Annotated in this window: 16 protein-coding genes; 7 read left to right on the top strand and 9 right to left on the bottom strand. The window is 71.4% G+C overall.

The features are described 5' to 3' along the window. Window positions 1–276, top strand: a 276-nt coding sequence (locus L0H79_RS11385; RefSeq protein WP_301484723.1) for a hypothetical protein, incomplete at its 5' end; no start/stop codon positions are given. A gap of 502 nt (window positions 277–778) precedes the next feature. Here L0H79_RS11385 and L0H79_RS11390 read toward each other — a convergent pair. After that, window positions 779–3,016 (bottom strand): ATP-dependent DNA helicase, encoded by a 2,238-nt coding sequence (locus tag L0H79_RS11390; RefSeq protein WP_301484724.1) that lies wholly within the window; start codon window positions 3,014–3,016, stop codon window positions 779–781. Between the two features lie 312 nt (window positions 3,017–3,328). On the opposite strand from L0H79_RS11390, the gene L0H79_RS11395 reads away from it, so the two are divergent. Together L0H79_RS11395 and L0H79_RS11400 are read left to right on the top strand one after the other, a co-directional pair. Further along, window positions 3,329–4,786, top strand: coding sequence for a carboxylesterase/lipase family protein (locus L0H79_RS11395; protein ID WP_301484725.1), 1,458 nt, complete (start codon window positions 3,329–3,331; stop codon window positions 4,784–4,786). A gap of 13 nt (window positions 4,787–4,799) precedes the next feature. Then, window positions 4,800–6,506, top strand: a complete 1,707-nt coding sequence (locus L0H79_RS11400; RefSeq protein ID WP_301484726.1) for a formate--tetrahydrofolate ligase — start codon at window positions 4,800–4,802, stop codon at window positions 6,504–6,506. Between the two features lie 129 nt (window positions 6,507–6,635). Here the strand turns inward: L0H79_RS11400 and L0H79_RS11405 are convergent, their stop codons facing one another. Then, entirely contained in the window at window positions 6,636–9,287 is a 2,652-nt protein-coding gene (locus L0H79_RS11405; RefSeq protein WP_301484727.1) for a glucosidase, read from the bottom strand. A gap of 60 nt (window positions 9,288–9,347) precedes the next feature. Further along, the gene (hflX, locus tag L0H79_RS11410) at window positions 9,348–10,811 is read right to left on the bottom strand and encodes a GTPase HflX (RefSeq protein WP_301484728.1); all 1,464 of its coding nucleotides are present in this window, start codon (window positions 10,809–10,811) and stop codon (window positions 9,348–9,350) included. A 112-nt stretch (window positions 10,812–10,923) separates the two neighbouring features. Between hflX and L0H79_RS11415 the strand changes: the two genes are divergently transcribed. Further along, window positions 10,924–11,535 (top strand): class I SAM-dependent methyltransferase, encoded by a 612-nt coding sequence (locus L0H79_RS11415; protein WP_301484729.1) that lies wholly within the window; start codon window positions 10,924–10,926, stop codon window positions 11,533–11,535. 117 nt (window positions 11,536–11,652) lie between these two features. Here the strand turns inward: L0H79_RS11415 and L0H79_RS11420 are convergent, their stop codons facing one another. The 5 genes from L0H79_RS11420 to L0H79_RS11440 form a co-directional block, all read right to left on the bottom strand. Then, entirely contained in the window at window positions 11,653–12,207 is a 555-nt protein-coding gene (locus L0H79_RS11420) for a GNAT family N-acetyltransferase (protein ID WP_301484730.1), read from the bottom strand. After that, window positions 12,204–13,055: a diaminopimelate epimerase gene (gene dapF / locus L0H79_RS11425; protein WP_301484731.1), complete on the bottom strand. Its 852-nt coding sequence runs from the start codon at window positions 13,053–13,055 to the stop codon at window positions 12,204–12,206. The genes L0H79_RS11420 and dapF overlap by 4 nt, the downstream gene beginning before the upstream one ends. Beyond that, a complete protein-coding gene (gene miaA / locus L0H79_RS11430; RefSeq protein ID WP_301484732.1) occupies window positions 13,052–14,038 on the bottom strand; it encodes a tRNA (adenosine(37)-N6)-dimethylallyltransferase MiaA in 987 nt (328 codons plus the stop codon). The genes dapF and miaA overlap by 4 nt, the downstream gene beginning before the upstream one ends. Next, window positions 14,035–14,628, bottom strand: coding sequence for a peptide deformylase (def, locus tag L0H79_RS11435; RefSeq protein WP_301484733.1), 594 nt, complete (start codon window positions 14,626–14,628; stop codon window positions 14,035–14,037). The genes miaA and def overlap by 4 nt, the downstream gene beginning before the upstream one ends. A 179-nt stretch (window positions 14,629–14,807) precedes the next feature. Beyond that, window positions 14,808–15,548 (bottom strand): dienelactone hydrolase family protein, encoded by a 741-nt coding sequence (locus L0H79_RS11440; protein ID WP_301484734.1) that lies wholly within the window; start codon window positions 15,546–15,548, stop codon window positions 14,808–14,810. 22 nt (window positions 15,549–15,570) lie between these two features. Between L0H79_RS11440 and L0H79_RS11445 the strand changes: the two genes are divergently transcribed. Both L0H79_RS11445 and L0H79_RS11450 read left to right on the top strand, forming a co-directional pair. Further along, window positions 15,571–16,389, top strand: a complete 819-nt coding sequence (locus L0H79_RS11445; protein WP_301484735.1) for a CPBP family intramembrane glutamic endopeptidase — start codon at window positions 15,571–15,573, stop codon at window positions 16,387–16,389. A 251-nt stretch (window positions 16,390–16,640) separates the two neighbouring features. Continuing rightward, complete coding sequence (locus L0H79_RS11450) at window positions 16,641–16,820, top strand: hypothetical protein (protein WP_301484736.1); 180 nt, start codon at window positions 16,641–16,643, stop codon at window positions 16,818–16,820. 220 nt (window positions 16,821–17,040) lie between these two features. Here L0H79_RS11450 and L0H79_RS11455 read toward each other — a convergent pair whose 3' ends face one another. Then, complete coding sequence (locus tag L0H79_RS11455; RefSeq protein ID WP_301484737.1) at window positions 17,041–18,249, bottom strand: MFS transporter; 1,209 nt, start codon at window positions 18,247–18,249, stop codon at window positions 17,041–17,043. Window positions 18,250–18,320: 71 nt separating this feature from the next. Between L0H79_RS11455 and L0H79_RS11460 the strand changes: the two genes are divergently transcribed. Continuing rightward, the gene (locus L0H79_RS11460) at window positions 18,321–19,919 is read left to right on the top strand and encodes a dolichyl-phosphate-mannose--protein mannosyltransferase (RefSeq protein ID WP_301484738.1); all 1,599 of its coding nucleotides are present in this window, start codon (window positions 18,321–18,323) and stop codon (window positions 19,917–19,919) included. Window positions 19,920–19,999 lie beyond the last annotated feature (80 nt).

Raw genomic sequence — 19,999 nt, forward strand, 5'->3', positions numbered from 1 at the left:
GCCCGGGTCCACGCCCGCCCACACCCCACGGCCCACCGGCTGCGCCGATGCCCCCGCCCGCGGTGCGCGCCGTCGACCACGCCCACCGCCGTGCGCGCCATCGTGAGCGGCGCTGTGCGCGCCACCCTGATCTGCGCCGCGAGCGCCACCCTGATCTGCGCCGCGAGCGCCACCCTGATCTGCGGCGTGCGCGCCACCCTGACCTGCGGCGTGCGCGCCATCGTGAGCGGCGCTGTGATCACCGGCCTGCGCACCCTCGCGGGCACCACGATGTGAGTCGCCGCGCGTCCCGCGGCCCACATCGTGATGGGTGCTGCGCTCTCGGCTGGGCTGGGCACCGCCGCCGACGCTGCCACCCGATGCCGCCCCGCCACCCGGCGCCCGGCCCGTGCACGACCCGGCATCGAGGCTCTTCCAGAAAGCGCGGGCCGCACCTGCCTGGTCCGCCTCATGCTTGTGCTGCACTACGGCCATCTGCTCGCGCAGGTGATCCAGAAGCATCGGACCAGCAACCATGGCGAGGACCTCAATCCTTTCCCGCAACCACCCGAACGTTTGTTCGATCCTATCTCATCCTGCCGCCCGAGGGAAGCCATCTGACCGGTGAATTCATCCATGCCACAGGAATATTCATGCCCCATCACTCGAGGCACAGGGCACACCCCGACCCTAGAACACACCGCCGACACCCCAACCCAGTCGTCGTAGCGCCAGCGGGTGTGCGGATGCAGCGGCGGCAGAGTGGCCCGCGCCCGCGGTACCGTGCCCGACTCCAACCTCAGTCGAACAGGGCGCCGGAGGCGAGCCGCGCGTCCAGCTGGTGGGCGCGAGCCACGATGGCTTCGGCGGGCAGCTCGAAGTGCTCGACCAGCTCCTCCAACTGCAGCCCCGCGTCAGCCGCATCGCGCAGCTCCTCGTCCTGCGCCTCGGTCCAGGCGTGCCCGCCGGTGACTGCGCTGCGCGCGGACTCGGCAACCGGGGGTGGTGTCACAGCCACGGGCCGCAGCTGCCCGGACCCGTCGCCGTGTTGCCTGCCGTCGAGGGTCCGCATCGCCGGCTCCGCGACCGGGACCGGCTCGCCGGCGGTCTGGTCGAGCCGGGCCAGGGCCGCGAGGACCATCGTCTTGTCGGTGGTGGGCCAGAAGGGCGGCAGCGAGCGCTGGAGGAAGGCGGCATACCGCGCCGTCATCATCCGCGAGTCGAGGAAGGCCACGACGCCCCGGTCCTCGGCGCGCCGGATGAGCCGCCCCGCCCCTTGCGCGAGGCGCAGTGCAGCATGCGTCGCAGAGACCGCCATGAAGCCGCTGCCGCCCATCCGCGTGATCGCCTGCGACCGGGCCGAGGCGAGCGGGTCGTCGGGGCGCGGGAACGGGATGCGGTCGATGATGACGAGCTGGCACGACGAACCGGGGACGTCGACACCCTGCCACAGGGTCAGCGTGCCGAACAGGCAGGTACGCGGGTCGCGGGCGAACTGCCTGACCAGCGTTGCGATCTGGTCCTCGCCCTGGCAGAGGACGGGGTGCTCGTCGCCGAGCCTGGCCCGCATGACCTCCGCGGCAGCCTGCGCGGCGCGGGTCGAGGAGAAGAGCCCGAGCGTGCGTCCGCCGGCGGCTCGCACGAGCTGCTCGATCTCGTCGAGGCTGTCGTCGCTCGCGCCGTCGCGGCCGGGCGGCGGCAGGTGGGCGGCAACATACGCGATCGCCTGCCGGGGGTAGTCGAAGGGGCTGCCGACGTCGAGCCCCTGCCACGCCGGCGCCTCCTCGCCGCGCAGCCCGATCGTGCCGGCGACCGCATCGAAGGTGCCGCCCAGCTCGAGTGTGGCCGAGGTGAGCACGACCGTGCGCTCGGCGAAGATCCTGTCGCGCACCAGCAGCGCGACGCTCATCGGCGCGACGCGCAGGACCGGCCCGCGGCGCGGGTCGCGGGCGACCCAGGCGACGTCGAGCTCGCGCTCCTCGAGGATGCGCTCTGCGGTCTCGTGCGCCTCGTCGACGGCGGCTCGCGCTACCTGACGGGCTGCGTCGGAGTCCTCGCCGGGGGCCGGCTTGAGGTCGCTCTGGACCACCCGGGCGGTGTCACGGACCCGGGCCAGCGCCAGCCCCAACGAGTCGGGAATCCCGAGCAGACGACCCTCCGGCGCGGGATCGAGGACGGCCGACAGCAGGTCGGCCGCCTCGGTCAGTGCGGCCGCGTTCTCGGACAGGCGGCCGGCCTTCTTCGCGGCGGTGCCGACCATGGTCCCGGTCAGCTCGCCGGTGATCGTCGAGGTGACCCGGTCGACGAGCTCGTGGGCCTCGTCGATCACGAGCAGGTCGTGCTCGGGTAACATCTGCCGGCCCTCGAACGAGTCGATGGCCATGAAGGAGTGGTTCGTGACGACGACGTCCACGTCTGCCGCGGCGGCACGCGACCGCTCGACGAAACATTCGGCCACGAGGGGACACTTGCCACCGAGGCACTCCTGCGCCGACACCGAGACCTGGCGCCAGGCCCGCTCGGAGACACCCGGGACGAGCTCGTCACGATCGCCCGTCTGCGTGGCGCCCGCCCACTCCCGCAGGCGCACGACCTCCTGGCCGAGCCGGCCCGCGGCGGCATCGACCTGGCCGACCCCGATCAGGGCCTGCTCCTCGTCGGGGAACCCGCCCTCGAGCTTGTGCAGGCACACGTAGTTGCGCCGCCCCTTGACGAGCCCGTAGGTGGGCCGGCGCCCGAGCAGCGGTGCCAGGGCGTCGGCGACGCGAGGCAGGTCACGGTCGACGATCTGGGCCTGCAGCGCCAGCGTCGCCGTCGAGACGATCGCGGGCCTGCCGGTGTCGAAGGCGTGCGCGATGGCGGGCACGAGATAGGCGAGCGACTTGCCGGTACCGGTGCCCGCCTGGACGAGCAGGTGCTCGTCGGCTTCGACCGCGTGGGCCACGGCCTTGGCCATCGCCACCTGGCCGGGACGCTCGGTGCCGCCCACGCCGGCCACGGCGGCGTGCAGCAGGGCGTCGAGCGTCGGTCGCGGCATTGCCTCAGGGTATGCCGCTGGGCTGCGTCCCGACCGGCACGACCCTCCGGCTGTGGATAGCCGGGCGGCCAGCGGTGCCTCCTACAGGTCGACGTCGACCAGCTCGGCGAGGGCGCGCACGCCGCTCAGGTCGAGGCCTTGCCACAGCGCGAAGCCGTAGTGCCGGCCGGTACGTAAGGACACAACAAGTCCAGCCGGCGCCGCCCGCGCGTGCGTGGACCCAGCCGCTCGGCCGGACTTGTTGTGTCCGTAGCGACGCCGGCCCGGGTCTGTTTCAGCGTGCCCAGCCAGACGCGACCATAGGGTGGCCGTGTGGAGGTCAAGACGAGCGCCGGGCTGGTGCGCGGCTTCTGGCGCGGCCGGTCCGCGGCGTTCCTGGGGATCCCCTTCGCCGAGCCGCCGGTCGGGCCGTTGCGCTTCGCCGCACCGGTGCCGCATCGATCCTGGGACGGTGTCCGGGACGCCACCTCGTATGGCGCCACCGCGCAGCGGGGCGGGGACGGCGGGGTCTCGCTCATCCCCGAGCCGTCATACCCGGGCGAGTCCACCCTCAACGTCAACGTGTTCACTCCGGCGCCCGCAGGCCCGCCGGACCTGCCGGTCCTCGTCTACATCCACGGTGGCGGCTTCGTCTCCGGCTCGCCGTCGAGCCCGTGGTACGACGGTGCCGCCTTCAACCGCGACGGCGTCGTCACCGTGTCGGTCTCGTACCGCCTCGGCTTGGAGGGCTTCGGATGGATCGAGGGCGCCACACCCAACCGGGCGGTCCTCGACTGGCTGCTCGCCCTCGAGTGGGTCCGTGACAACATCGCCGCCTTCGGGGGCGACCCGGCCCGGGTCACGATCTCGGGCCAGTCGGCAGGTGGCGGGGCCGTCCTCACCCTGCTCGGGATGCCGCGGGCGCAGGGCCTGTTCGCCCGGGCCCATTCGATGTCCGGGGTCTGCGCGGACATCCCCCTTGCCCGGGCCGAGGCGACCGGCCGTGCGATCGCCGAGCAGGCCGGTGTCCAGCCGACCGTCGCGGGTCTCTCGTCGCTGACCGAGGAGCAGGTGCGCCACGCCCAGGACGCCGCCTCGTCAGCGGCGACCAAGGGCGGCCCCTTGGCGATGCTCAAGGGCATGCTCGAGGACGGGCTGCCCTTCGGGCCGGTGGTCGACGGCGAGCTGATCACCCAACCGACGCCGGACGCGTTCGCGGCCGGGATCGGCACGGACAAGCCACTCCTGCTCGGCACGACCGAGGACGAGTTCACCTTCATCTTCACGCAGGCGCACAGCAAGCTGCGCTTCATCCCGACCGGTGTCCTGCTGGCGCGCATCGGGGTGCCCGCCTCGGTCCGGCACGCCTGGCTCGCCGCCAACCCCGGCCCGCGCGCAGCAGGCACGGCCGCGGCCATCGGACGCTATGTCACCGACCGCGTCTTCCGGGCCCCCACGCTGCGGCTGGCGCAGGTGCGAGCCGAGCACACCCGTGCACCGACGTGGTTGACGACCTTCACCTGGCGCTCTCGCACCCGCGGTCTCGCCCTGCACTGCATCGATGTGCCTTTCGTCTTCGACAACCTCGACGCGGAGCGGGTGGCCGACCTCGCCGGGGAGGACCCACCACAGAAGCTGGCCCGCGAACTGCACTCGGACGTGGTCGGGTTCGTGCAGAACGGCTCGGTCGACTGGTCCGCTTTCGACGCGGAGACTGCGACGACGAAACGCTACGACCTGCCCCCGTCGATCGTCGAGCACGGCTATCAGCCGGTCCGTGCGCTGCTCTGAGGTGGATCACGACATGACCAGTACCCCCACCACCAGCGACCTCGACATCGCCCGCGCGGCGACCCTGCGGCCGATGGCCGAGATCGCCGCCGATCTCGGCATCCGTCCCGAGCACCTCGAGCCGTACGGTCGCGACGTCGCGAAGATCGACCTCGCCGTCCTCGACGAGCCGAGTGGGCACCATACGGCCAAGTATGTCGTCGTCACCGCGATCACCCCGACACCCCTCGGCGAGGGCAAGACGACGACTGTCGTGGGGCTGGGGCAGGCGTTGGAGCGCCTCGGCGAGCGCGCCGTGGTGACGCTCCGGCAGCCGTCGATGGGACCGACGTTCGGGATCAAGGGCGGCGCGGCCGGAGGTGGCTACAGCCAGGTCGTCCCGATGGAGCGACTCAACCTGCACCTGACCGGTGACTTCCATGCCGTCACCGCCGCGCACAACCTGCTAGCCGCAATGGTCGACAACCACCTGCACCACGGCAACACGCTTGGGCTCGACACCCGCAACATCACGTGGCGGCGAGTCCTCGACGTCAACGACCGTGCGCTGCGCCACGTCGTCATCGGGCTCGGCGCGAGGGTCGACGGCGTCCCGCGCGAGAGCGGCTTCGACATCACGGCGGCGAGCGAGGTCATGGTGCTGCTCACCCTCGCGACCTCGCTCGACGACCTGCGCGGGCGCCTCGGCCGGATCGTCGTGGGCTACACGACGCAGGGCGAGAGCGTGACCGCAGACGACCTGGGCGCCGCCGGCGCCATGGCCGTCATCCTGCAGGAGGCCCTCAAGCCGAACCTGATGCAGACCCTCGAGGGCGGACCCGCGATCGTGCACTGCGGGCCCTTCGGCAACATCGCGACCGGCACGTCGTCGGTCATGGCGGACCTCGTGGCGATGCGGCGGGCCGACTACGTCATCACCGAGGCCGGGTTCGGCGCCGACATGGGAGCCGAGCGCTTCTTCGACGTCAAGTGCCGGGTCGGCGGCCTGGTCCCCGACGCCGCAGTCATCGTGGCGACCATCCGCGCGCTCAAGGCCCACTCGGGTCGGTTCCGGATCCGCGCGGGCAGGCCCCTGCCCGAGGGGCTGCTCGCCGAGTCACCCGACGACGTGCGGGCCGGCATCCCCAACCTCGAGCAGCACATTGCGATCATCCGCCGATTCGGCATCGAGCCGGTCGTCGCGGTCAACGCCTTTCCGGAAGACCACGCGAGCGAGCACGCCATCGTGCAAGCCACCTGCGAGCGCCTCGGGGTGCGCTGTGCGGTGACCCGTCACGTCGCCGAGGGAGGCGCCGGCGCCGAGGAGCTCGCCGAGGTCGTCATGGAGGCGTGCGAGCAGCGAAGCAACTTCGAGTTCCTCTACCCGCGCGACCTGCCGCTGGCCGAGAAGATCGAGCGCATCGCGACGCAGGTGTATGGCGCCGACGGCATCGACGTGTCGCCCCCGGCCGCGAAGGCGTTGCGCGAGTACGAGGACCTCGGCTTCGGCGACCTGCCCGTCGTCATCGCCAAGACACACCTGTCGCTCTCGTCCGACCCGACGCTGCTCGGCGCGCCGCGCGGCTGGCGGATGCCGGTCCGGGAGGTGCGTGCCGCAGCCGGGGCCGGCTATGTCTACGCGATCTGCGGCGACATGAGCACCATGCCCGGCCTGCCCACCTCACCGAACGCGGAGCGGATCGACATCACGAAGGATGGCGGCATCCGCGGCCTGTCCTGACCGTGTCCTGACCGCAGTCTCCTCTCACTTTCCCGCCGCGGCACGATTGTCGGTGGTGACGATCACGATTCCCCTCTCACTTTCCCGCCGCGGCGCGATTGTCGGTGGTGCAGCGGCGATGGTCACGTCTCAGCCGCTGTGCCGGTCGCGCACGCCCGGGGTCGTGCAGATCAGGTGTGCGACCAGGGCTGTCCAGCCGGTCTGGTGCGAGGCGCCGAGTCCCACACCGGTGTCTCCGTGGAAGTACTCGCTGAAGGTCGGGTGGTCTCGCCAGAGCGCCCCGTCCCGCGTGTCGCGCGGGTCGCTCGGCCGGTGCCCGTCGGCGTCCGGGCGGAAGAGCGCGACGAGCCGGCGTTCGATCTCGTCGGCCACCTCGATCAGGGTCCGCTGCTGGCCCGATCCCGTCGGGCACTCGAGCGTGAAACCGTCGCCGAGGGCACGGCAGTGCTCGCGGAGGGCGTCGACGAGCAACGCGTTGACGGGGAACCACACCGGCCCGCGCCAGTTCGAGTTGCCGCCGAACAGGCCGGTGCGTGACTCCCCCGGCTCGTAGTCGATGCGGAGCCGTTGGCTGCCGACCTGCTGCTCGTAGGCGCACGACGCGGACAGCGACCTGATGCCGTGCGGTGAGAGGAACTCGGTCTCGTCGAGCAGGTAGCGGCAGAGCCGGAGCAGCCGGTCGGGGTCGACGACCCGCAGGACGCGATACGCCTCGCTCGCTTCGGCCGGGGGCACGACCGCGTCGGCCAGGTCGGGCCGGTGCCGGTCGAACCAGGCGAGGGTCCGCATGACCTCCGGCAGCCGGTCCGGCACCCAGGCCGGGATGGTCGTGACCGCGAGCAGCGGCAGCAGCCCGACGAGCGAGCGGACCCGCAGTTGGAGGCACGAACCACTGGGCGTCACGAGCGCGTCGTAGAAGAACCCGTCGTCCTCGTTCCAGAGCCGCACCCCGTCGCGGCCGGGCTTCTCGAGAGCCTCGGCGATCGCGCAGAACCGCTCGATGAAGGTCGTGGCCAGGTCGGCCCAGGCCGGCTCGTGGTAGGCGAGCTCCAGGCTGATCCGCATCAGCCAGGCGCTGTAGCACGCCATCCAGCTCGTCGCGTCGGACTGCTCGAGCCGCCATCCGGGCGGGACGTCCCGCGAGCGGTCGAACAGGCCTATGTTGTCCATCCCGAGGAACCCGCCGGAGAAGAGGTTCGAGCCGTCGGGGTCCTTCCGGTTGAGCCACCACGAGTAGTTGAGCAACAGCTTGGCCAGGATCCGCAGCAGGAAGTCCTGGTCGCGCCGGCCGTCGATGACATAGACGCGCCACGCCGCCCAGGCGTGCACGGGTGGGTTGACGTCGGAGAAGGCCCACTCGTAGGCGGGCAGCGACCCGTCCGGGTGCTGTGCCCACTCCCGGGTGAGCAGCAGCAGCTGTTGCTTGGCGAGCTCGGGGTAGACGTGGGCGAGCGTCACGCAGTGGAAGGCGAGGTCCCAGGTCGCGAACCACGGGTACTCCCACTCGTCGGGCATCGAGATGACATCGGCGAGGGCGATATTGCCCCAGTCGACGTTGCGCGCTCCCGGCAGCCGGCGGGCCGCCGGTGGTGGCGGCTCGGCCGGGTCGCCCTCGAGCCACTCCCTGACCCAGTAGTGGTAGTGCTGCTGGCACCACATGAGCCCGGCGAACGCCCGCCGGGCCACGTGCCGGTCGATCTCGTCGACGCCGGTGGGGATGACGGCGTCGTAGAACTCGTCGGCCTCGCGGCGCCGAGCCTTGACGACCGCGTCGAAGCCGTCCCCGAACGGGGTCTCGCCAGAGCCGGGACGATGCAGCCGCAGCCGCATGGAGACGGACTGTCCGGGCGCGACGGTCGCCACCTCGAGCGCGATGCCGACCTTGGTGCCGGTGAGCGCCGGGTTGACCGCATCGAGGTCACCGTGCACGACCTCACGGTTCACCCCGTCCGTCGGGTATGGCGTACGGCTCGCGACGCCCCACAGCGCCTCGGCGTTGGACTCGTTGTCGCAGAAGAGAACTCGCGCCGAGGCCTGCTCGACCTCGAGGACGAGGTCGCCGAGGAAGTCGTGGTGCGCAGCGATCCGCGGCGGCTCGCCGGGCGAGCTGTCGAGCCGCAGGGACGGCGTCCGGTCGTCCCTCCCCCACGCCCAGGTGTTGCGGAACCACAGCTGCGGCACGAGGTGCAGCGGCGCGGGATCGGGACCGTGGTTGGTGGCGGTGATCTCGACGAGCACGTCGTCGGGCGACGCCTTGGCATGCACGACCCGGACGTCGAAGAACCGTCCCTCGTCGAGCACACCCGTGTCGCGCAGCTCGTACTCGGCCACGTCGCGACCGCGACGCGCGTTCTCGTCGAGCAGAGCGGCATACGGAAATGCGCCCTGCGGGTAGCGGTAGACCATCTCGGCGTACGAATGGGACGGGGTCGCGTCGAGGTGCCACCAGTACTCCTTGACATCCTCGCCGTGGTTGCCCTGTGGGTTGGTCAGGCCGAAGTAGCGCTCCTTGAGCCGGTCGTCCTTGCCGTTCCACAGCCCGAGCGCGAGGCAGAGGAAGCCGTGCCGATCGGTGAGCCCGGCGATGCCGTCCTCGCCCCAGCGGTAGGCCCGCAGGTGGGCGTGGTCGAAAGGCAGGTAGCCCCAGGCGTCCCCGTCTGCGGAGTAGTCCTCGCGCACGGTCCCCCACTGGCGACCGGCGAGGTACGGGCCCCACAGGCGCCAGTCGGTGCGTCCCGTGTCGGTGTCGTCGAGTCTGCGGTGCTCCGCGGTATCGCCCATGAGGGGACCTTCCCACCCGGGCTGGGAAGGTCCCTGAGGACACGCCGCTGACTGGGCTTCTCAGGCGACGATGTACTCGACCAGGTCCGCCTCGATCGCCGGGGTCACCTTGGCGCGCAGCCGCGTACCAGCGGCCACGTGCTCGCTCTCGATGATCTCGGCCTCCTCGTGGAGCCGCGAGACAAGGTCGCCGCGCTCGTAGGGCACCAGGACGTCGACCTCGATGGCGGGCTTGGGCAGCTCCGCCGCGATGTGCTCGAGCAGATCGTCGAGCCCCTCGCCGGTGCGCGCCGAGACGGCGATCGAGTGCTTCTCCTGGCGGCGGATCCGGTCGAGCACCTCCGGGTCGGAGATGTCGGCCTTGTTGACGACGATGACCTCCTTGATGGAGTCGCCGCCGACGTCTGCAAGCACTTCACGCACGGCTGAGATCTGGCCCTCGGGATCGGGGTGCGAGCCGTCGACGACGTGCAGCAGCAGATCGGCATCCGCGACCTCCTCGAGCGTCGAGCGGAAGGCCTCGACGAGCTGGTGCGGCAGGCTCCGGACGAACCCGACCGTGTCGGTGAGCGTGTACGCCCTCCCGTCCGGCGTCTCGGCCCGGCGCACGGTCGGGTCGAGGGTCGCGAAGAGCTGGTTCTGCACGAGCACGCCGGCACCGGTGAGCCGGTTGAGCAGCGAGCTCTTGCCGGCGTTCGTGTAGCCGGCGATCGCGACGGACGGGACGCCTCGCGCCCGACGACCGTGACGCTTCGTGTCGCGGACCGTCTTCATCGCCTTGATGTCGCGGCGCAGCCTGGAGATCCTCTTGTTGATCCGGCGTCGGTCGAGCTCGATCTTCGTCTCGCCTGGGCCACGCGAGCCGATGCCCTCGCCGCCGGCCACGCGGCCACCGGCCTGCCGGGACATCGAGTCACCCCAGCCACGCAGCCTCGGCAGCAGGTACTGCAGCTGAGCCAGCTCGACCTGCGCCTTGCCCTCGCGGCTCTTCGCGTGCTGGGCGAAGATGTCGAGGATCAGGGCCGTGCGGTCGATGACCTTGATCTTGACGACGTCCTCGAGGCCGCGTCGCTGGCTGGGGGCGAGCTCGCCGTCGCAGATGACGGTGTCGGCACCCTCGGCGATGACGATGTCGCGCAGCTCGTGCGCCTTGCCCTTGCCGAGCCACGTTGCCGGGTCGGGACGCAGGCGCCGCTGGACGACACCCTGCAGGACGGTCGACCCCGCGGTCTCGGCGAGCGCGGCCAGCTCGCGCAGGGAGTTCTCGGCCTCCTCGGCGGTGCCCTCGGCCCAGACCCCGGCGAGCACGACGCGCTCGAGGCGCAGCTGCCGGTACTCGACCTCGCTGATGTCCGTCAGCTCGGTCGACAGGCCGCCGACACGCCGCAGCGCTGCGCGTTCCTCACGTTCGAACTGCTCGCCGTCGTAGTCGTATGCCGCCGAGCCGGCTGCCGTCGTCTCGTCGGCGAGCGCGTCGGCGCGGGTCGCGAGCAGGTCGCTGCTGGTCAGGTGATCTTTCGTCATGTTCTCCCTAGGGTCGCACTTCCTCAACGCCGCAGGCCACCGGTTTGTGCCCTCCCCTCTCCTTACCCCGGACCGCGCCCCTGAGCCTGGCTCCCGCTACCGTTGCGTCCTGATGAGCGACGAGCCGGACCACTACTTCAGCGCCGACCCGGCGGCACCCGAGCAGCGCCGGCAGGTCCGCGTCATCCTCGGCGGCCGACTGCTCACCCTCACGACGGCGCGTGGCGTCTACTCACCCGGCCGGCTCGACCCGGGCACAGTGGTGCTGCTCCGGGGCGCCCCCGACCCCAGTCCGGTCGGGGACCTGCTCGACCTCGGCTGCGGCTGGGGTCCGATCGCCCTGACGTTGGCGCTGCGTTCCCCCGCGGCGCGGGTCTGGGGCGTCGACGTCAACCGGCGAGCCCTCGACCTGGCCCGCGACAACGCACGGTCGATCGAGCTGCACAATGTGCGGTTCTGCGAGCCCGACGAGGTGCCGGCCGACGTCCGGTTCGCGACGATCTGGTCCAACCCGCCCATCCACGTCGGCAAGCAGGCCCTGCATGCGCTCCTCGAGCGGTGGCTACCTCGGCTGGAACCGCAGGGCAGAGCCCACCTCGTGGTGCAGCGGCACCTGGGGTCTGACTCGTTGCAGAAGTGGATCGGCGCCCAGGACTGGGGGCTGACCTGCAGTCGACTCTCGTCGGCCAAGGGCTTCCGCATCCTCGAGGTCAACCGTCCCTGACGCGCGGGTTCGGCCTGGGTGACCGTGGTGCCGTGTGCGGCTGCGTTCGCCGGGGCGACGAAAAGGGCACACGCCCGTCCGGACCCGAGTGGGCGGCATACCTGCTCTCGGACAGCTTCAGCGAAGGTCACCCGGGACCAGCGACCAGACGGCCGTGTCGACCCGGCCCGCGTGGACGTGCCCCGCGTTGCGGGCGACCCCCTCGCGGACGAAGCCGGCCCGCTCGGCGGCACGGTTCGAGGCGACGTTGCCGGTGGCGGCATGCAGCACGACCCGCTCGAGCCCCTGCTCGCGCAGTGCCCATTCGGCGAGCATGCGGCAGGCCCGGGCGGCGAGGCCGTGACCGCGAGCCCACGGCGCGACCCAGTAGCCGACCTCCGTGGTGGCCTCCTGCCAGTCGGTGTGCTTGAGGTCGATGCAGCCGTGCAGCCGCCCGTCGACCTCGATCCCGAAGACGATGCCGTCGCCGGACTCGTGCTGCGCGGCGGCGACTTCGGTGATGAAGCGCAGCGCGTCCGCGCGCGTGTAGGGGTGCGGCAGCGGTAGCCAGGCCTGGGTCTGCTCGTCGGAGCACGCGGCGACGATGTCGGGCGCGTCCGCGATCCGCAGGGGTCGCAGGGTGAAGCCCGCACCGGCGACGGGCTCGTCGGCATAGCCGCGCGCGGCCGTCACAGGTGGAACTCCCCGTCGGCGACGAGTTCGGCCGGGCCGGCGAGCTCCACCCGGCCACCGGGTAGCGGTGTGACCGTGAGCCGGCCGCCCGGCACGTCGACCAGCCATGGGCTCTCGTCCTCGACGCCCGACCAGAAACGGGTCGCGAGGGCCGCCGCCGCGGCGCCCGTGCCGCACGACCGAGTCTCGCCCACGCCCCGCTCGTGCACGCGCATCTCGATCCGTCCCGGCCCGACCGGTCGGACGAACTCGACGTTGACGCCGGCGGGCTGGACCGGTTGTGCCTGCGGCGGCTCGGTGAGGTCGAGCGCGGCCAGGTCGATGCCCTCGGGCAGCATGACGACCGCATGGGGGTTGCCGAGGTCGAGCGACAGCGCGGGCACCGGCTTGCCATGCCGCGGCCGGACCATGATGTCGAAGCCGTCCCGCCGCGCCCCCTGCTCGTCGACGAGACGCCACGGGCCGAGGTCGACGGCGAAGCCGGTTCCGGTGGTGCGGACCCTCTTGCGGCCGGCGCGAGTCGCGATGTCGAAACGGTCGCCGCCGACGAGTCCCTCACGCACGAGATACGCGGCGAACACCCGCGTCCCGTTGCCGCACATCTCGGCCAGCGACCCGTCGGCGTTGCGGTAGTCCATGAACCACTCGGCCTGGTCGGCTTGCCCCCGCACGGCGTCCTCGGTCGCGAACCGTGTTGGCACGACACGGATCACGCCATCACCGCCCAGCCCCGCGTGCCGGTCGGCGAGCCGCCGCACCTGCACGGGAGTGAGCTCGAGCGTGCCGTCGGGGTCGGGCACGAGGACGAAGTCGTTCTCGGTGCCATGGCCCTTCGTGAAGCGCGTCATGGCGCCCATTCTCCGGTATGCCGCTCATCGCGCCCTGCGCTGTCCGGCGGGCCGGGTCGGGTGGCTGAGGCACGCACAGCGGTGAGGGCTGCCTCGACCAGGGCGGGGTGGACGCGGTCCGGGTTGTCGGCGGGTAGCCAGATCGTGCGCGGGTCCGGCCGGAACCAGGACTCCTGGCGGCGGGCGAACCGGCGGGTGGCCTGTGCAGTGTCGGCAACGGCCTGCTCGACGGTTGTCTGCGCGTCGAGCACGGCAAGGGCTTGGGCGTAGCCGATGGCTCGGCTCGCGGTGAAGCCGTCGCGCAGGCCGTGCCCCAACAGGGCGCTGACCTCGCCCAGGAGCCCGTCTTCGAACATCCGGGCCGCCCGGGCGTCGATCCTGTCGTCGAGGATGGATCGGTCCACCGACAGTCCGAGGACGACTGCGGGAGAGACGAGCTCACGACGCGGTAAGGACGCGCTGAAGGGACGGCCGGTCAGCTCGATGACCTCGAGTGCTCGGACGATGCGACGGGTGTCGGCAGGCTGGATGCGGTGGGCAGCGGCGGGGTCGAGCGCGCGCAGCCGCTCGAACATCGCTGCGGTGCCGATCTCCTCGGCCCTCGCCTCGAGAGCTGCGCGCAGCCCGGGATCCGTCGGGGGGATCTCGAGCCGGTCGAGCACGGCGCGCACGTAGAGCCCCGACCCGCCGACGAGGATCGGCACCCTGCCCCGGCCCCGGATGCCGTCGAGGTCGGCGCGTGCGGCCTGCTGGTAGGCCGCGACGCTGGCCTCCTGCGTGACCTCCAGGACGTCGAGCTGATGATGTGGGATGCCACGCCGCTGCTCGGGCGGCAGCTTCGCCGTGCCGATGTCCATGCCGCGATAGAGCTGCATGGCGTCAGCGTTGACGACCTCTCCGTCTAGCCGCTCCGCGAGCTCCAGCGCGAGGTCTGACTTGCCGGTCGCTGTCGCCCCGACGACGGCGACGATCGGTGTCGTCACTCGACCTGCGCGGGGGCGTCGTGCCCGAACGGGTCGGGGTCGACCCCCGGGAGCCACGTGTTGCCGGGCTTGCCCCACCCGTTGCGCTTGACTGTCTTGCGAGCCTTCTTGCCGTAGCGGTCGTCGAGCCGGTCGAGATAGAGCATGCCGTTGAGGTGGTCGTACTCGTGCTGCATGCAGCGGGCGAACCAGCCGGTCGCGTCGAACGCGACGGCCGCCTGGTGCAGGTCGACCCCGACGACGTGCGCCTGCCCGGCACGCTTGAGCGGGAAGGACTCCCCCGGCACGGACAGGCAGCCCTCGCTGTCGTCGTGCGGATCGGGCCGGTCCTGCGGTACCCGGGAGGTCGTGAGGATGGGATTGATGACGTGGCCCAGCACCGGCACGCCGTCGTTGTTCTCCATCTTCCACACGAAGACCCGCAGCCCGACCCCGATCTGCGGCGCGGCGAGCCCCACACCGTTCGCTGCCTCGTTCGTCTCGTGCATGTCCGCCACGAGCCGCCGTAGCGCCTCGTCGAAGTCGGTCACGTGTGCCGCGGTCCGATGCAGCACGGGGTCACCGGTGATGACGATGGGACGGACGGCCATGCCCGTCATCCAAGCACGCGTCGAAGTGCTCCCCAAAGACGACATGCGTCGGTTGCCGTGACCGGTGTGGACCGGGTGCTCGACTGCACTCTCGAACAGGAGAAGTGCACTCTCGAACGGGAGAAGTGCACTCTCGAACGGGAGAAGTGCACTCTCGAACGGGAGAAGTGCACTCTCGATCAGCCGGTTGCGGGTCGCAACCGTCGCGACAGGAACCGCCGCACCGCGGCGATCGCCTCCGGGTGCCGGTCGGCCGTCAGGGTGGCATGGCCTCGCCCCTCGAGCTCGACCGCGATGAACCCGTCCCCGAGCAGGCGCCGCAGCGTCTCGAAGCGCGTCCCGGTCGACCAGTCCGACCGGTAGCGGACCCCGAGCACCGGGCACCCGGCGGCCACCCGAGCCACCACCTGCGACACGTCGTCCTGCGACAGCCCGAGCCCGGCAGCACGCGCGGCCCCAACCGGCAACGGGGTCGCCGGCTGGGCGAGCACCGGCGCGACGACGACAGGGTCGATCATCATCGCGAGCGCGAAGCCGCCCGTGACGCACATCCCGACGACACCGACGCCCGGGCCACCGGCCGACTCGTGCACCGACCGGGCGAGGCTGCGCAGCCAGCCCGCGAGCGGGGTCGTCCGCCCAGCCGCGAGGAGCGCGAACTCGCGCGAGACGCAGAGCCGCGCGAGGACCGCGGCCGCCTCACCGGGGCGCGGCTCGACCCCCGCCGAACCGAACAGGTGCGGCAGCACGACCGTGAACCCGGCCACGACGAGGTCGTCCCCGAACGCGACCACCTCGGGCGTCAACCCCGGGCTCTCGTGGATGACCACGACACCGGGCCCGGCACCGCGCCAGTACACGTCGAAGGCGTGGTCATCGGCCTCATGGCGACGCCGGTCCCAGGCCGAGAGTGCGGGCATGACCGCAGCCTAGAGTGAGCCCATGTCGTATGCCGCCGAGCTGGGTTCGCCGGACCGTGACCCCCTCGCCGTGGCGGGCTCGGAGCGGCGCGGCGTCCTCCGGGAGACGCTCATCGTGCTCGGAGTCGGCCTCGGCGCCTCGGCGATCTGGTCGGTGCTGGCGATCGCCAACAAGCTGACCCTGGTCACCCCGCTGAGCCAGCAGACGACGGCGATGAACACGTCGAAGACCCCGGACCGGCCGTGGCTGGACCTCGCCTACCAGCTCGTCGGCATCGGCCTGGCCCTCGTGCCGGTCCTGCTCGCGATCTACCTGCTGAACCGGGTCTTGCGTCCGGCGCCGGGCATTCCGGCGAGACGGTTCCTCGGCTTCGACCGGGCCCGGCCGGGCAAGGACCTGCTCTGGGGGCTGGGCCTGGCCGCCGTCATCGGTATCCCCGGGCTCGGCCTATACCTGCTGGCGCGTCAGCTCGGCATCAACACGAACGTCTCGGCCGCCAACCTCACCGCGGTCTGGTGGTCCGGCCCGGTCCTCGCCCTCGCGGCGATCCAGAACGCCGTCCTCGAGGAGGTGACGATGGTCGGCTACCTCTTCACGAGGTGGCGCCAGATCGGCTGGTCCTGGCCGGCCGTGCTCATCGGGTCTGCCGTCATCCGCGGCACCTACCACCTGTACCAGGGCTTCGGCGGCTTCATCGGCAACATCGCCATGGGCCTGATCCTCGGGCTCTTCTTCTACCGGCAGCGCCGGGTCATGCCGCTCGTGGTGTGCCACTCGGTCCTCGACATCGTGGCCTTCATCGGCTACTCGATCCTGCGCTCGCACGGAGTCTCGCTCTGATGAGTGACGGCATGGCACAAGCGAGTCCACGATGGTGGGGCACCGCCGGTCTTGTGCTTCGCGCGGCGGTCATCACGGCGATCCTGCTCCCCGTGAGCTGGACGTCCCTGAGAGGCAGCGGGATCGGCGCCGGGTGGACGTGGGGGTTGCGGGTCACCGTCGTCGCACTCCACCTGACTCTGCTCCCTGCCCCGCCGCCTCCGCTGCCATCCGCCCCGTGAGGCTCGCGCTCGGTCACCGTGACCCGACCAATGTCGTCCGGCACGCGGGGCGCGTTCTGGCGCGCGGTCGTCACGGGCGAGGTCGCACGACTGCCCGGCGCACCCGGGGACTGGGCCGCCTGGGCGCCCGAGCTGCCCTGGCCACTCTGGGGACTGGCGCTCGGGATCGCCGCGATCGCATACCGGGCCAGGCGGCGGGCCGGCATCTGACCCGATCGAGGTGAGTGCCGTCCGGCCGGTCGGGCGCCTGCAGCGGGGTCCTGACGATCATCGACCTGAGGACTGCTGCACTGTCGAGCAGGACTGCTGCACTGTCGAGCAGGATTGGTGCACTGTCGATCAGGATTGGTGCACTGTCGATCGGGACTGCTGCACTGTCGATTGAAGGGGGGTTGCTGCACTGTCGATTGAAGGGGGTTGCTGAGCGCGGTCAGGGGCGGCGCACCCGCGCCACCGCGAGCGGCACGGTCGCCAGCGTCAGGACCCCGGCGACGAGGATCCCCACCGAGAACGAGGCTCGCACCGCGATGGCCCCGACCAGGACCGACCCGATCGCGGTGCCCGCGTCGAACCCGACGTTCCACACCGCGCTGGCCAGGTCGTGCCGGGCCCGGGACACCGACTCGAAGGCCATCACCAGCGTCAGGTTCTGCAGGGCGCCGTAGCCGAGACCGACGAGGGCCATGCCGCCGAGGAACGTCGCCACCGGCATCGAGGCAGGCTCCCGGAGCGTCCACGCGATGAGCACCATCCCGGCCGCACCGACGAGCACGAGCGGCCATGCGAACCTCTCGGCGCCGTGCCGGTCGGCGAGCAGCCCAGCACGCCAGCGCGCAATCGCCGCGACCAGCCCCATGACGAAAAGCCCCGCGGTCGCGACGAGCGGCGAGTCGACCAGCTGCGGGGCGAAGGTGAGCACCGCACCGCCGGCCAGCGTCATACCGAGCAGGATGACGGTGGGGCGCAAGAGGCTCCGGTATGCCGCCCAGTCCCGTCCGTCACCCGACGCCCCGGGTGGGGTGGTCGGGTCGGCATCGAGCCGGGCAAGGTGGCCCTGAACCGCGCGGGCGAGCCCGACCGCGCCAGGGATGCCGAGCAGGGGTGTGGCACTGATCGCGAAGATGACGGCGTAGCCGAGGTTCTCGGCGACCCACGGGCCCGCGGGCAGGAGCAGCAGGTTGGGGACGGCGACTGCGAGCCCATAGACCCCGATGGCCTCTCCCCGGCGACCCGGCGGGGCGATCAGCCCGGCCGCCGAGCTGCCCGTCACGGTCAGGACCCCGAATCCCATGCCCCGGATGGCGGACAGTGCGAGCACCGGCCCGAGTGCGTCACTCGTCGTGTAGAGCAGGGCCGGAAGGCCGAGCAGGACCATCCCCACCACGAGCACGGGTCTCCACCCGAACCGGCGCAGGGCCCCGGGCACGAGCAGCTGGGTCGCGATCGTGGCGAGCAGCAGGATCCCGTTGACGAGCCCGGCACCGGCCTCGTCCGCTCCCCCGTGCACGGCCCACAGCGGAGCGACGGGCAGCAGGGCGGCATACCCGGCGAAGCCCGTGACGCTGAAGACGACCAGGCTCGTCATGCCGGGTAGGTGCCATACCGAGGCCCTCGGCCCGGCGGGGCTGGCGTCCGTCACGCCCCGACGCTATCCCGCGGCGCGCCGGACACGGCCGAGCGGGGGGAGGCACACCTCATACGATGACGGCCATGAACTCAGCCGAGCAGGTGCGCGCGCGCCTGCTCGGGACCGAGGCCGACGAGTTCCGCTCCACGAAGCTGACCGGCCGGCCGCTGTGGACAACGCTCGGCTTCCTGGGGCCGCTCTTCTTCACGGCGGTCGGTGGGTTCCTGCGGTTCTGGCACGTCGGCGCACCGCACCAGCTCATCTTCGACGAGACGTACTACGTCAAGCAGGGCTGGTCGATGGTGCTCTTCTGGTACGAGATGAAGGTCGACCCGACGCTGCTCGAGGCCAAGCAGGTCGACCAGCACTTCACGGCCAACGACCCGTTCGTGTGGGGCACCGAGGGCGACTTCGTCGTGCATCCGCCGGTCGGCAAGTGGCTCATCGGCTGGGGCGAGGTGCCCTTCGGGATCCTCAACTCCTTCGGGTGGCGGTTCGCCGTCGCGCTCGCCGGGACGTTGTCGATCCTGATGCTCGGGCTCATCGCGCGGCGTCTGTTCCGCTCCGACCTGATGGGGACGCTCGCCGCCGCGCTGCTCGCCTTCGAGGGCCACCACTTCGTCCACTCCCGCACCGGGCTGCTCGACATCTTCGTCATGTTCTTCGGTCTGGCCGCCTTCGGCGCGCTCCTCGTCGACCGCGACCGGGCGCGCGAGGTGCTGGCTCGGCGAGTCGCGGGCGTGCCGCGTCACCACCTGTCGTTCCTGGGCCCGTGGCTCGGCTGGCGACCCTGGCGGTGGGTGGCCGGCGTCTGCCTGGGGCTGTCGGCCGGGTCGAAGTGGTCGGGTCTGTACTTCCTCGCCGGGTTCGGGCTGCTCACGGTGTTCTGGGACCTCGGCGCCCGTCGGGCGGCCGGCATCCGGGGCTGGTGGGCCGGGGGCCTGGTCAAGGACGGGCCCTTCGCGTTCGTCCAGCTCGTCGGCACCGCGGTGGTCACCTACGTCGCGAGCTGGACCGGCTGGATCCTGACCCGGGGCGGGTCATATCGCACCTGGGCCGCCACGAACCCGAGCTCGGACTTCGGCTGGCTGCCGGACTGGTGGCGCTCGCTGTGGGCCTATCACCAGCAGATGTTCGCCTCGACCGAGTCGATCACCTCCTCGCACCCGTACCAGACCAACCCGTGGTCCTGGCTCATCCAGGGCCGGCCCACGTCGTTCTTCTACGAGGGGCCGAAGAAGGGCGCCGACGGCTGCCTGGTCGACCAGTGCAGCAAGGCCATCACCTCGATCGGCACCGTCTCGGTCTGGTGGGGCGGGACGCTCGCGATCTTCGTGCTGCTGTTCATGTGGGCCCTGCACCGTGACTGGCGGGCCGGGGCGATCCTGTGCGGGATCGTGGCCGGGTACGTCCCGTGGTTCTTCCTCGGCAGCCGGACGATCTACTCGTTCTACGAGGTGGCCTTCGTGCCGTGGATCGTGCTTGCCTGCGTCTACGTCCTCGGGCTGCTCATCGGCGGCCGGGACGCCTCGGACCTGCGGCGCCGGTGGGGGTTGGGTGTCGCGGGTGGCTTCGTGCTGCTCACGATCGGGCTGTTCGCGTTCTTCTACCCGATCTACACGGCCGAGGTCATTCCGCTGCAGGACTGGCAGCAGCGGATGTGGTTCCCGAGCTGGGTCTGAGCGGATCGTGCTTGGCTGGGTGAGCGGCATACCGTATGCCGCTCACCTCGCCCCACGCGTCCCCCCCCCCCCCACCCCCG

The organism is Intrasporangium sp. (genome assembly GCF_030452765.1).
Classification (GTDB): Bacteria; Actinomycetota; Actinomycetes; order Actinomycetales; family Dermatophilaceae; genus Intrasporangium_A.